At 40.6% G+C, this 14,595-nt stretch carries 7 protein-coding genes, 2 rRNA genes and 1 pseudogene; 4 read left to right on the forward strand and 6 right to left on the reverse strand.

What is annotated here, in order from left to right:
• Positions 1–84: 84 nt before the first annotated feature.
• Together BG05_RS27565 and BG05_RS27570 are read right to left on the reverse strand one after the other, a co-directional pair.
• Positions 85–3,006: ribosomal RNA gene (locus BG05_RS27565) — 23S ribosomal RNA — on the reverse strand.
• Between the two features lie 146 nt (positions 3,007–3,152).
• Positions 3,153–4,704 (reverse strand): 16S ribosomal RNA (locus tag BG05_RS27570).
• Together the 16S and 23S rRNA genes form the textbook arrangement of a ribosomal RNA operon.
• Before the next feature lie 670 nt (positions 4,705–5,374).
• Here BG05_RS27570 and BG05_RS27575 point away from each other — a divergent pair.
• Positions 5,375–8,419, forward strand: coding sequence for an efflux RND transporter permease subunit (locus BG05_RS27575; RefSeq protein ID WP_033733787.1), 3,045 nt, complete (start codon positions 5,375–5,377; stop codon positions 8,417–8,419).
• Between the two features lie 49 nt (positions 8,420–8,468).
• On the opposite strand, the pseudogene BG05_RS27580 reads toward BG05_RS27575, so the two are convergent.
• From BG05_RS27580 to BG05_RS27595, 4 genes and pseudogenes are all read right to left on the reverse strand, one after another.
• A pseudogene (locus tag BG05_RS27580) lies at positions 8,469–8,885 on the reverse strand (P-loop nucleotide/nucleoside kinase family protein); the annotation flags it as partial.
• Positions 8,886–8,934: 49 nt separating this feature from the next.
• The gene (gene pstA, locus BG05_RS27585) at positions 8,935–9,855 is read right to left on the reverse strand and encodes a phosphate ABC transporter permease PstA (RefSeq protein ID WP_002063838.1); all 921 of its coding nucleotides are present in this window, start codon (positions 9,853–9,855) and stop codon (positions 8,935–8,937) included.
• Between the two features lie 2 nt (positions 9,856–9,857).
• Positions 9,858–10,748, reverse strand: a complete 891-nt coding sequence (gene pstC, locus BG05_RS27590; protein WP_002090872.1) for a phosphate ABC transporter permease subunit PstC — start codon at positions 10,746–10,748, stop codon at positions 9,858–9,860.
• Positions 10,749–10,819: 71 nt separating this feature from the next.
• The gene (locus BG05_RS27595) at positions 10,820–11,719 is read right to left on the reverse strand and encodes a phosphate ABC transporter substrate-binding protein PstS family protein (protein WP_003187410.1); all 900 of its coding nucleotides are present in this window, start codon (positions 11,717–11,719) and stop codon (positions 10,820–10,822) included.
• A gap of 509 nt (positions 11,720–12,228) precedes the next feature.
• On the opposite strand from BG05_RS27595, the gene BG05_RS27600 reads away from it, so the two are divergent.
• From BG05_RS27600 to BG05_RS27610, 3 genes are read left to right on the forward strand one after another with little or no spacing between them, the layout of a single operon-like run.
• A complete protein-coding gene (locus BG05_RS27600) occupies positions 12,229–12,486 on the forward strand; it encodes a FeoA family protein (protein ID WP_002090873.1) in 258 nt (85 codons plus the stop codon).
• Positions 12,483–13,205 (forward strand): FeoB small GTPase domain-containing protein, encoded by a 723-nt coding sequence (locus BG05_RS27605; RefSeq protein WP_002010621.1) that lies wholly within the window; start codon positions 12,483–12,485, stop codon positions 13,203–13,205. The genes BG05_RS27600 and BG05_RS27605 overlap by 4 nt, the downstream gene beginning before the upstream one ends.
• Positions 13,183–14,583, forward strand: a complete 1,401-nt coding sequence (locus tag BG05_RS27610) for a nucleoside recognition domain-containing protein (protein WP_033733785.1) — start codon at positions 13,183–13,185, stop codon at positions 14,581–14,583. The genes BG05_RS27605 and BG05_RS27610 overlap by 23 nt, the downstream gene beginning before the upstream one ends.
• The last annotated feature ends 12 nt before the right edge of the window (positions 14,584–14,595 follow it).

The raw sequence follows: 14,595 nt of genomic DNA on the forward strand, positions 1-14,595 counted from the left end.
CAAACATTATTATACTTGATTCACTTAGAAAGTCAATAAGTTTTTTATATTCTCTCAAAACTAGATAACGTTGCTTCATATTATATGGTTAAGTCCTCGATCTATTAGTATTCGTCAGCTCCACATGTCACCATGCTTCCACCTCGAACCTATCAACCTGATCATCTTTCAGGGATCTTACTAGCTTACGCTATGGGAAATCTCATCTTGAGGGGGGCTTCATGCTTAGATGCTTTCAGCACTTATCCCTTCCGCACATAGCTACCCAGCTATGCCCTTGGCAGAACAACTGGTACACCAGCGGTGCGTCCATCCCGGTCCTCTCGTACTAAGGACAGCTCCTCTCAAATTTCCTGCGCCCACGACGGATAGGGACCGAACTGTCTCACGACGTTCTGAACCCAGCTCGCGTACCGCTTTAATGGGCGAACAGCCCAACCCTTGGGACCGACTACAGCCCCAGGATGCGATGAGCCGACATCGAGGTGCCAAACCTCCCCGTCGATGTGGACTCTTGGGGGAGATAAGCCTGTTATCCCCGGGGTAGCTTTTATCCGTTGAGCGATGGCCCTTCCATGCGGAACCACCGGATCACTAAGCCCGACTTTCGTCCCTGCTCGACTTGTAGGTCTCGCAGTCAAGCTCCCTTATGCCTTTGCACTCTACGAATGATTTCCAACCATTCTGAGGGAACCTTTGGGCGCCTCCGTTACACTTTAGGAGGCGACCGCCCCAGTCAAACTGCCCACCTGACACTGTCTCCCGGGTCGATAAGACCCGTAGGTTAGAATTTCAATACAGTCAGGGCGGTATCCCACCAGCGCCTCCACCGAAGCTAGCGCTCCGGTTTCAATGGCTCCCGCCTATCCTGTACAAACTGTACCAAAATTCAATATCAGGCTACAGTAAAGCTCCACGGGGTCTTTCCGTCCTGTCGCGGGTAACCTGCATCTTCACAGGTACTATAATTTCACCGAGTCTCTGGTTGAGACAGTGCCCAAATCGTTACACCTTTCGTGCGGGTCGGAACTTACCCGACAAGGAATTTCGCTACCTTAGGACCGTTATAGTTACGGCCGCCGTTTACTGGGGCTTCAGTTCAGAGCTTCGCTTACGCTAACCCCTCTCCTTAACCTTCCAGCACCGGGCAGGTGTCAGCCCCTATACTTCGCCTTACGGCTTCGCAGAGACCTGTGTTTTTGCTAAACAGTCGCTTGGGCCTATTCACTGCGGCTTTCCGTTAAGAAAGCACCCCTTCTCCCGAAGTTACGGGGTCATTTTGCCGAGTTCCTTAACCAGAGTTCTCTCGCACACCTTAGGATTCTCTCCTCGCCTACCTGTGTCGGTTTGCGGTACAGGCACCTTTTATCTCGCTAGAAGCTTTTCTTGGCAGCGGGGAATCAAAGACTTCGCTCCATAAGGAGCTTCCCCATCACAGCTCAGCCTTCACGATAAGCGGATTTGCCTACTTATCAGCCTAACTGCTTGGACGTGCACAACCAATCGCACGCTTCTTCTATCCTTCTGCGTCCCTCCATTGCTCAAACGATAAAGAGGTGGTACAGGAATATCAACCTGTTGTCCATCGCCTACGCCTGTCGGCCTCGGCTTAGGTCCTGACTAACCCTGAGCGGACGAGCCTTCCTCAGGAAACCTTAGGCATTCGGTGGACGGGATTCTCACCCGTCTTTCGCTACTCATACCGGCATTCTCACTTCTAAGCGCTCCACCAGTCCTTCCGGTCTGACTTCACTGCACTTAGAACGCTCCCCTACCACTGATACCATTGGTATCAATTCGCAGCTTCGGTGGTGTATTTAGCCCCGGTACATTTTCGGCGCAGAGTCACTCGACTAGTGAGCTATTACGCACTCTTTAAATGGTGGCTGCTTCTGAGCCAACATCCTAGTTGTCTAAGCAACTCCACATCCTTTTCCACTTAATACACACTTTGGGACCTTAGCTGGCGATCTGGGCTGTTTCCCTCTTGACTACGGATCTTATCACTCGCAGTCTGACTCCTAAGGATAAGTCATTGGCATTCGGAGTTTGACTGAATTCGGTAATCCGATGAGGACCCCTAGTTCAATCAGTGCTCTACCTCCAAGACTCTTACACTTAAGGCTAGCCCTAAAGCTATTTCGGGGAGAACCAGCTATCTCCAGGTTCGATTGGAATTTCTCCGCTACCCACACCTCATCCCCGCACTTTTCAACGTGCGTGGGTTCGGGCCTCCATTCAGTGTTACCTGAACTTCACCCTGGACATGGGTAGATCACCTGGTTTCGGGTCTACGACCACGTACTAAACGCCCTATTCAGACTCGCTTTCGCTGCGGCTCCGCCTCTTCAGCTTAACCTTGCACGGGATCGTAACTCGCCGGTTCATTCTACAAAAGGCACGCCATCACCCATTAACGGGCTCTGACTATTTGTAGGCACACGGTTTCAGGATCTCTTTCACTCCCCTTCCGGGGTGCTTTTCACCTTTCCCTCACGGTACTGGTTCACTATCGATCACTAGGGAGTATTTAGCCTTGGGAGATGGTCCTCCCAGATTCCGACGGAATTTCACGTGTTCCGCCGTACTCAGGATACATTCAAGAGAGAACGAAGTTTCGACTACGGGGTTATTACCCTCTGTGACGGACCTTTCCAGGTCGCTTCGTCTACCTCGTTCCTTTGTAACTCCGTATAGAATGTCCTACAACCCCAAGAGGCAAGCCTCTTGGTTTGGGCTAGATTCCGTTTCGCTCGCCGCTACTCAGGAAATCGCATTTGCTTTCTCTTCCTCCAGGTACTTAGATGTTTCAGTTCCCTGGGTCTGTCTTCCATACCCTATGTATTCAGGTAAGGATACCATACCATTACGTATAGTGGGTTTCCCCATTCGGAAATCTTCGGATCAAAGCTTACTTACAGCTCCCCGAAGCATATCGGCGTTAGTCCCGTCCTTCATCGACTCCTAGTGTCAAGGCATCCACCGTGCGCCCTTTCTAACTTAACCAAACTAAAATTAAAAAAATATGAGCTACACTGTTATCTAGTTTTCAAAGAACATACATTTAAACTTGAGAGATAGTTCTCTCAAAACTGAACGAAACAAAACAAGTCAACGTTTATTGATGAACTGCGTTCATCAATTCTCCATAGAAAGGAGGTGATCCAGCCGCACCTTCCGATACGGCTACCTTGTTACGACTTCACCCCAATCATCTGTCCCACCTTAGGCGGCTGGCTCCATAAAGGTTACCCCACCGACTTCGGGTGTTACAAACTCTCGTGGTGTGACGGGCGGTGTGTACAAGGCCCGGGAACGTATTCACCGCGGCATGCTGATCCGCGATTACTAGCGATTCCAGCTTCATGTAGGCGAGTTGCAGCCTACAATCCGAACTGAGAACGGTTTTATGAGATTAGCTCCACCTCGCGGTCTTGCAGCTCTTTGTACCGTCCATTGTAGCACGTGTGTAGCCCAGGTCATAAGGGGCATGATGATTTGACGTCATCCCCACCTTCCTCCGGTTTGTCACCGGCAGTCACCTTAGAGTGCCCAACTTAATGATGGCAACTAAGATCAAGGGTTGCGCTCGTTGCGGGACTTAACCCAACATCTCACGACACGAGCTGACGACAACCATGCACCACCTGTCACTCTGCTCCCGAAGGAGAAGCTCTATCTCTAGAGTTTTCAGAGGATGTCAAGACCTGGTAAGGTTCTTCGCGTTGCTTCGAATTAAACCACATGCTCCACCGCTTGTGCGGGCCCCCGTCAATTCCTTTGAGTTTCAGCCTTGCGGCCGTACTCCCCAGGCGGAGTGCTTAATGCGTTAACTTCAGCACTAAAGGGCGGAAACCCTCTAACACTTAGCACTCATCGTTTACGGCGTGGACTACCAGGGTATCTAATCCTGTTTGCTCCCCACGCTTTCGCGCCTCAGTGTCAGTTACAGACCAGAAAGTCGCCTTCGCCACTGGTGTTCCTCCATATCTCTACGCATTTCACCGCTACACATGGAATTCCACTTTCCTCTTCTGCACTCAAGTCTCCCAGTTTCCAATGACCCTCCACGGTTGAGCCGTGGGCTTTCACATCAGACTTAAGAAACCACCTGCGCGCGCTTTACGCCCAATAATTCCGGATAACGCTTGCCACCTACGTATTACCGCGGCTGCTGGCACGTAGTTAGCCGTGGCTTTCTGGTTAGGTACCGTCAAGGTGCCAGCTTATTCAACTAGCACTTGTTCTTCCCTAACAACAGAGTTTTACGACCCGAAAGCCTTCATCACTCACGCGGCGTTGCTCCGTCAGACTTTCGTCCATTGCGGAAGGTTCCCTACTGCTGCCTCCCGTAGGAGTCTGGGCCGTGTCTCAGTCCCAGTGTGGCCGATCACCCTCTCAGGTCGGCTACGCATCGTCGCCTTGGTGAGCCGTTACCTCACCAACTAGCTAATGCGACGCGGGTCCATCCATAAGTGACAGCCGAAGCCGCCTTTCAATTTCGAACTATGCAGTTCAAAATATTATCCGGTATTAGCCCCGGTTTCCCGGAGTTATCCCAGTCTTATGGGTAGGTTACCCACGTGTTACTCACCCGTCCGCCGCTAACTTCATAAGAGCAAGCTCTTAATCCATTCGCTCGACTTGCATGTATTAGGCACGCCGCCAGCGTTCATCCTGAGCCAGGATCAAACTCTCCAATAAAGTTAGTTTGTCTAGCATCTAAAAATAAAAATTGACGTTCACGTTGTTTGTTTCGTTCAGTTTTCAAAGAACTTGTCTGCCGCTTCAAAAGCGACTTCATCATATTAACATCTTCATTTTTCGATGTCAACTATGTTTTGAATTTCTTTTTTGTCGTTTTCTGCGTTTCCGCATCAGCGACGTTTATTAATATACCATCATGGTTTTTAAATAACAAGTATTTTTTATAAAAAAATACAAAAAGTTATCTATCCTACTTTCTTCTATAGAAAGAACCCTTATCCTTTCTACTAAAACATTCATTTTGATTGTATACAAGTTACTATACACTATCATCAACCAGGCAGTATTTCACAATAACTTCCTAACCTTTAGTCTTCTTCTTTTTTTATTTTATAATTACCATAGTTCTGCTTAAGAAGGACAAATAATCATTTAAATGTAGAGTAACAAAAAACGTGGCCACTATACTAGAGCAAAACTTTAATTCCTGATTTTTCTCTCCAATCAGGAATTTTGCTTCCACAAATAACAAACTTCCCCTCGAAATATTAAATTAAGATTATTGTTAGAATTTTTTTACATTTAATTAATGAAAGATATCCAATTTTTGTTATATAGTAAGAAAGTGCCCACAAAACTATAAATAAACTAATGGAGGAATTATTTTATGGATAGGTTAACAAAATTTTCATTAAAAAACCGAGCCGCTATTATTATCATGGTTTTTCTCATTTCCATACTCGGTGTTTATTCCGGCTCTAAATTACCTATGGAATTTTTACCAAGCATCGATAACCCTGCAATAACTGTTACGACATTATCTCAAGGGCTCGATGCTGAAACGATGACCAAGGACGTAACTGACCCCCTTGAAAAACAATTTCGTAATTTAGAACATATCGATGGCATCACTTCTTCCACACATGAGGGATTATCACGCATCGACATTGCATATACATCCAAGGCAAATATGAAAGACGCGGCACGCGAAGTCGAAAAAACAATTAATACGATTAAATTACCTAAAGATGTAACTAAACCTGTTGTTAGCCAATTAAACACTTCTATGATTCCACTCGCTCAAATTACCATCCAGAAACAAAACGGATTTTCAAAAGCTGACGAAAAACAAATTGAGAAAGAAATCGTACCACAACTCGAAAGCATTGATGGTGTTGCCAATGTTATGTTTTTCGGAAAATCAACTTCCGAATTATCCATCGTACTTGATCCTAACCAACTAAAAGATAAAAACGTAACATCACAGCAAGTATTAACAGTTTTACAAGGAAAAGAAACTTCCACTCCAGCCGGAGCAATTACCGTTAATAAGGCAGAATACAATCTTCGTGTCATCGGGGATATAAAAAATGTAAATGACATAAAAAATATCACCGTTACACCTCAAGTAAAATTACAAGATGTTGCTCAAATTGAATTAAAACAACATTACGATACAATCTCGCACATAAACGGGGAAGAAGGAACAGGATTAATCATCATGAAAGAGCCGAGTAAAAATGCGGTTGCAATCGGAAAAGAGATTGATAAAAAGATTAAAGATATAAGCAAGCAATATAAAGATCAATTCTCTATTAAACTTTTAGCTTCAACTCATGAGCAAGTTGAAAATGCTGTTACTAGTATGGGAAAAGAAGTAATCCTTGGGGCAATTGCTGCAACTCTCATTATCTTAATCTTTTTACGCAGCTTCCGAACAACACTCATCGCTGTCGTTAGTATTCCATTATCTATTTTATTAACACTATTTTTACTCCATCAATCTAACATCACACTTAACATTCTAACTCTTGGTGGCTTAGCCGTTGCAGTTGGACGTCTCGTCGATGATAGTATCGTTGTCATCGAGAATATTTTCCGTCGTTTACAAAAAGAATCTTTCTCTAAAGATATTATTCTCGATGCAACAAAAGAGGTCGCCGTCGCAATTACCTCTTCTACTTTAACGACAGTCGCCGTTTTTTTACCTATCGGTCTCGTATCGGGAGTAATCGGAAAACTAATGTTACCTATGGTGTTAGCAGTTGTGTATTCTATACTTTCTTCCTTAATTGTGGCATTAACAGTCGTTCCACTTATGGCTTTTTTACTGCTCAAAAAAACAAAACGTCGCAATTCACATTCTTCACCGCGATATGTCACTACATTAAAGTGGGCTCTTTCTCATAAGTTTATCATTCTACTCACTTCTTTTTTATTATTTGCAGGATCGATTGCAGCCTACATACTACTTCCGAAAGCTAACATAAAGTCTGAAGACGATACAATGCTTTCCGTTAACATGACATTTCCAGGTGATTATGATTCTGAAGCTAAAAAACAAAAAGCCTTTGATTTCGAAAAGAAACTCCTCTCTAATTCTGATGTAACAGATGTTATTTTGCGAATGGGATCTAGCGCAGAAGATGCACAATGGGGACAGACAACTCAAAACAATCTTGCAACTATATTTGTAGTCTTTAAAAAAGGATCTAATATCGACCAATATATTAAAGAATTAAAAAAGGATCATAATACTTTTGAACCAGCTGAACTTGATTATATAAAAACGAGTTACTCTGACTCTGGAGGCGGAAACAACTTACAATTTAACGTAACCGCTACTAACGAAACAAATTTAAAAAAGGCCGCTAACATCGTCGAAACAAAACTAAAAGGTATGGACGATCTCTCTAAAGTAAAAACAAATATAGAAGAATCTAAAAAAGAATGGCAAATTCATATCGATCAAACAAAGGCTGAGCAACTAGGTTTAACACCAGAAGTAGCAGCACAACAAGTATCATTCCTTATGAAGAAATCTCCTATTGGGGAAATCTCAATCAATAATGAAAAAACAACTATTATGATAGAACATAAAAAGGCATCCATTAACAAACAAGAAGATATTTTAAACACAAACATACTATCACCTATTAACGGACCAATTCCTTTAAAAGACATTGCAACTATTTCAGAAAAACAACTTCAAACGGAAATCTTCCATAAAGATGGGAAAGAAACGATTCAAATTACTGCAGAAGCTTCAAGTGAAGATTTAAGTAAAGTAAGCGCTGAAGTAAACAAAGCGATAGCTGACTTAGATTTACCTAACGGGGCAAAAGTAAATATCGCAGGTGCTACTGAATCTATGCAAGAGAACTTCACTGATTTATTTAAAATTATGGGGATTGCAATCGGGATTGTATATTTAATTATGGTTATCACATTCGGGCAAGCACGTGCTCCTTTCGCGATTTTATTCTCTTTACCATTAGCTGCTGTCGGCGGTATTTTAGGATTAATCATTTCAAGAACACCTGTTGACGTAAATTCATTAATCGGCGCATTAATGTTAATCGGGATTGTCGTTACAAATGCTATTGTATTAATAGAAAGAGTGCAACAAAATCGGGAAAACGGTATGGAAACAAGAGAAGCCTTACTAGAAGCAGGATCTACTAGATTACGCCCAATTATTATGACAGCTATAACAACAATCGTCGCTATGCTACCGCTCCTATTCGGTCAATCTCAAGCAGGAAGTATGGTATCCAAAAGTCTGGCCGTCGTTGTAATCGGTGGTTTGGCAGTCTCAACCGTTCTTACATTAGTAGTCGTTCCCGTTATGTATGAACTATTAGATAAAATCGGGAGAAAAAGACGCTCTCGTAGAAAAATAAGCACTTCTACAGAAACACCTGATATTTAAACCAAAAGGCGTTATCTTCAATTATGAAGATAACGCCTTTTTTATCCCTCTATCTATCCATAATATAATCCATCACTTTTTTACCATACTTCTCTAGCGGCTCTCCAGAATCCACAATAAGATATTCACCATGTAAAGGCCTTTTACTGCCAGCCAGACATTTTTTAAATGCTACCTCTGATTCTACTTTTGTAATTTGACTTATCTTACGTTCACGCGTTTGTAACCTACGATTAATTTCTTCTATATTATTAAGATAACATTCAATATATTTATATGTAGCACCATGTTTCTGACATAAATCTATTCCTTTTTTAACCATCCCTTCATAGAGACATGGACTATCTAATATCACACTGTGCTCTTGTTCCAACAAAAAACCTATCAGTTTCCACTCAATATCATAGGAGACTCCCCCAACAACTGTCGATTCACTCCCTCTTACCGTTAATGATTTTAATAAATGTCCGTAAAAAAACTCCCTGTTTATAAACAGAGAGTTCTTTTACGGACATTTATGCCGCTTTTACCTTCTTCGTCGTTTTACGACTTTTTTTCGCTCCTGTAAAACGCTTGTGTAATACAGATGCTACGAAACGAGAAATGATATTAAAGAGTAATACCATAATAATTAATACCGCTGCAGATTTTGTTGCAATTAACTTCGCATCCGGGATAATCCCTTCAGAGTTTAATTTCCAAATGTGAACAGCTAACGTTTCAGCTGGTCTAAATGGATTTAAAGGATGCGAGGGGCTCGAGAAGTCCGCTGCTGAATTTAAAATAGGTGATGTTAAACCCGCTGTATAAATTAACGCCGCAGCTTCACCGAATATACGGCCTGCCGCTAAAATAATACCTGTAATGATTTGTGGTAACGAAGACGGGATAATGATGCGGGCAATTGTTTGCCATTTCGTTGCACCTAGTCCAAGACTCGCCTCTTTTACATTATGAGGAACTTCAGAAATCGCATTTTCACAAACACGTGTTAAACCAGGCAAATTCAAAATAGTTAAAGCAAGAGCCCCACCCATTACTGTGTATCCCCAGCCTGTCATTGTAACAAATACTAACAAACCAAATAATCCAACAACAATAGAAGGTAAAGACGCCATTGTTTCAATACATAAACGAACAAAACTTAAAAAACGACCTTGTTTTGCATACTCCGCTAAATATATTCCAGCTCCTAATCCAAGAGGAATAGATATAATAAGCGTTATAACAAGCATGTAGAAGGAATTGAATAACTGCGGACCAATGCCACCACCAGCTCTTGTATTACTCGGTTCTCCGAATAAGAAACTAGGATCCCAAAATCCCCATCCCTTTTGTAGAATTTCGTACATTAAAAAAGCCAGCAAAGCTACAACTAAAGCTGCAACCGCATAAAAGATACCTGTCCAAACTTTATTTACCGTTCTTGCATTCATTATTATCGCTCACCTCTTTGACCAATCGCTCGAATTACTAAAATAAACAGGAATGAAATAACAAGTAAAATCATTGCTAACGTCCATAGCGCATTGTTCCAAGCTGTTCCGTTCAATGTATTCGTCATATCCATTGTCAGAATACCCGTTAACGTTGCTGTTGGACTATATATTCCTTCCGGTAATTTAATCGTGTTCCCGATTACCATTTGAACCGCTAACGCTTCACCAAAAGCACGCGCTAATCCTAAAACTATACCTGTTAAAATCCCTTGTTTTGCAGCAGGAACAATAACTCGGCTAATCGCTTGCCATTTCGTCGACCCTAGACCGTAAGAAGCTTCCAAGTAATCAAACGGAACAGAGCGTATTGCATCAGAGGCAATACTAGCAATAGTAGGTAAAATCATAATACTCAGGACAATAATACCCGCAATTAAACTAAATCCCACTCCACCGAACGAATCCCGTAATAGAGGAACCAAGATCGTAACCCCTAATAATCCGTATACAACTGATGGAATACCAACTAATAATTCTAAAACAGGCTTTAATACTTTATTCCCAAACTTCGGCGAAATTAAATTCATGAATATAGCAAGAGCTATAGCAATTGGTGCACTAATGACAACAGCACCTAACGACACAAGCGTCGAACCGACAATAAAGATGACAGCACCATACGTACCTTGATCAGCATTTGGATTCCATTTTGTCGAAGTTAACACCTCAGAAAACGAGATACCACTTTGCGTGAAAGATTGAATTCCTTTGCCGCAAATAAACGCAATAATAGCTAATGTAATAAAAACAATAAAGATACCGCAAAACGTAACAAGTGATCTACCTATATATTCACTCTTTACGTAATTAATTTGTTTTTTCCCCTTCATCACAGGACAGACCCCACTTCATAGATTGAAATGAACAGGACTGGCCTTGCAGCCAGCCCCATAAAATTTTATTACTTATTTAATTTAGACATTGGGATGTAACCCATATCTTCTACTTGTTTTTCGAAATCTTTACCTTTTACATAGTCAATGTAAGCTTTTGTCGCTTCTTTCGCCTCACCTTTAGTTACCATGTACTCATAAGACCAGAATGGATATTTACCAGCAGAGATGTTTTCAACTTTCGGTTCAGCACCATCAATTTTCACAGTTTGCAATGCACCTTTTTTATCGCCAACCATGTAAGACATTGCTAAATAGCTGATTGAACCTGGAGTAGAGTTAATCGCTTGCTCTACTGCACCGTTAGAATCTTGTGTTGTACCAGTTCCATCATTAATTTTAGCTTCTTTCATAACTGTTTTTTCAAATGTAGCACGTGTACCAGATGAAGCTGGACGATTAATTACATTGATTTTTTCATCTTTTCCGCCTAACTCTTTCCAGTTTGTCACTTTTCCAGTGAAGATATCTTGTACTTGTTTTGCTGTTAAGTTATCAACTTTTACATCTTTATTTACGACAAGTGCGAATGCGATACCCGCTACCTTGTTATCTACTAATTCTTTCGCTTTTTCAGCATCTTTTATTTTATCTGAAGCCGGAACATCCGAATTACCAATTTGTACTGCACCAGATGCTACTTGGTTAATCCCAGTTCCACTACCGCCACCTTGAACTTGAATAGAAACTTTTGAATTTTCCTCCATGAATTTCTTTCCAGCTTCCTCCGCAAGAGGTTGAAGAGCTGTAGAGCCAGCCGCTGCAATCGTACCTGATAATTCTTGTTTTGCATCGCTACCTTTAGCAGCTTCCTTATTATCCGTACTTTCTGTTTTTCCACATCCAACTAATGCACCTGCAACAACTAAAGCCGCTAAAGAAAATTTAATACCCTTTTTCATAATCATGTCTTGTACCCCCATTTGGATTATCACTTTTCGAATTCATCTTCTTTCGAACACAAATTCATTGTAGGACAACAATATTATGTGAGTGTTAAGCAATTTTTAAGTTTAAGTAAATGGAGGTAACATCCCATAAAAGCTAGACATTCCAACATTTACAGTTTAAAAAGCCAACAAAACCCACACTAAACACGCAGTATTGTAAATTTAATCTTAACAATGTAAATTCAATGTAAATATTTTTCTTTATTTTGCCCTTTAGATTAAAACTATATTTACAATTCCTTTATATTTTTTAACTTTCACACTCTTACTTCATTTACATTAAGAAGAATTCCAGTAATATTTTTCGGTACAACTAAATAAATTGGAACAATTCTAAAAATATTTGAATATTTTTAAAGTACTAATTGACAGCATCATTAAATGTAGTCTACTATATTAGTATCAAAAAGTTTACCTAAGGAAACTTTTTAAACTAAAACTAAAAATATAGAGATGAGGTAACTTTTATGGTATCGGCTAATACTAAACCCCTTTCCGAATTCAGAACAGGGGAATTTGTACAAATTGAGAAGATACAATTAGAAGGAACTATGAAACGACGCTTATTAGATTTAGGCTTTTTTCCTGGAGCGACAATTAAAGTATTACAACGCAGCCCACTTGGAGACCCAGTCGCTTATCAAGTAAGCAACACAACTATTGCACTGCGTAGTGAAGAAAGCTCCCTTATTTTCGGGGTATTAATAGGAGATGATTTCAGATGAGTAACCATCGCATTGCGTTAGCTGGTAACCCGAATACCGGGAAAAGTACATTATTTAATACTTTAACAGGCTTAAAACAACATACTGGAAACTGGACGGGGAAAACTGTTTTAAAGGCTGAAGGGGAATATAAGCATGGCGGAAATATATATACAATAATAGATTTACCTGGAACTTACTCACTGTATTCAAATTCGGCAGATGAAGAAGTAGCACGAGATTATATTATATTTGAAAAACCAGAAGTAACTGTAGTTGTTATAGATGCAACTGCAATGGAGAGAAATTTAAATTTAGCACTCCAAGTGATGGAAATGACAAACGATGTGGTCATTTGTATTAACTTAATTGATGAAGCGGAGAAAAAAGGAATCATTATTGACGAAAAGAAATTAGCAAAATCACTCGGTGTACCTGTAGTGAAGATTTCTGCTCGCAACCGAGTAGGCATTGGTCATTTGCTAAATGTCATCGCTAAAGTAGCAAATAAAAAACTAATTCCAACACCAATTAAAATTACTTATAACGATAAAATCGAAAATATGATTCAGGAATTAGAACCACAAATTTATAAAGTATTCGGTGATACGTATCCAGCACGTTGGATTGCATTACGTATATTAGATGGAGATAAGAATTTCTTAACTACACTTCAAAAACACCATAACGAACCACTTGTAAGGGAGGTTATAATCAATGGAATCTCACTCAGCCAGTAAAGCTCTTCCACTGGACTATATTGTTCAACATGCACAAACACTTTCAAAAGAAGATATACGAGATGATATTGTCGGAGATATTTATCGAACCTCCGCAAGTATATGTAAAGAAGCTGTTCAATATACAAATACCGATAAATTGTATCGTTCTGAAAAACTAGATAAAATTTTCACATCTCCAATCTGGGGATTCCCAATTATGCTCGGTATTTTATCTATTATTTTTTATCTTACAATTGCAGGCGCTAACGTACCTTCTGATATGATCGCTAAGTTCTTTGGCTGGGTAGAAGGATATTTAACATCTTGGTTCCAAGCAATGCATGCACCAGAATGGCTAAATGGCATTTTAATACTTGGTTTATTCCGCGGTATCGGTGCTGTTATTAGCGTTATGTTACCACCTATGGCAATCTTTTTCCCTATGTTCGCGCTATTAGAAAACTACGGATATTTACCACGTGTCGCATTTAACATGGACCGCTTATTCAAACGATCTGGTGCACATGGCAAGCAATCTTTAACAATGGCAATGGGATTCGGTTGTAATGCAGCTGCCATCATGTCAACACGTATTATTGAATCACCACGTGAACGTATGCTTGCAATCTTAACAAACAACTTCGTTCCTTGTAACGGTCGCTGGCCTATGTTAATTTTAATGGCTTCATTATTTATGGCTGCTGGTTATACAGGTAGTATGCAAACACTTGTTACTGCTGGCGTTGTAGTTGGAATGGTTGTAATTGGTGTCATTATGACATTAACCGTTTCTTGGGTACTATCAAAAACAGCTTTAAAAGGTGTTCCGACTCACTACACACTTGAGTTACCACCGTACCGTAAGCCAAAAGTTTGGAATACAATTGTACGCGCAACACTCGATAAATCAATATATGTTTTAAAACGAGCTGTAGTTGTAGCTGCCCCTGCAGCTGCATTAACTTGGTTACTTGCTAATATTTTCATCGGTGACACAAGCTTACTTATGTATTTTGTAAACTTCCTAGATCCATTTGCTAAAATGTTAGGACTTGACGGATTTATTCTAGCAGCGTTTATTCTTGGACTACCAGCTAATGAAATTGTTATTCCGATTTTATTAATGTCTTACTTATCAACTGGTGCTTTAACTGAAATAGATGATTTTAATCAAATTAAAAATCTATTCTTAGAACACGGTTGGACTTGGTTAACCGCGTTAAACACAATGTTGTTCTCTCTTCTTCATTTCCCATGTGGAACAACACTAGTTAACATATATAAAGAAACAAAAAGTGCAAAATGGACATTCTTATCGTTCGCAATCCCTACTGTTATTGCCATTGTTGTTACATTCCTCTCTACACAATTGGTACATTGGTTAGGACTTGTATAAAAAACAAAGCAT

The sequence above is a fragment of the Bacillus mycoides genome, assembly GCF_000832605.1.
GTDB classification, from domain to species: Bacteria; Bacillota; Bacilli; order Bacillales; family Bacillaceae_G; genus Bacillus_A; species Bacillus_A mycoides.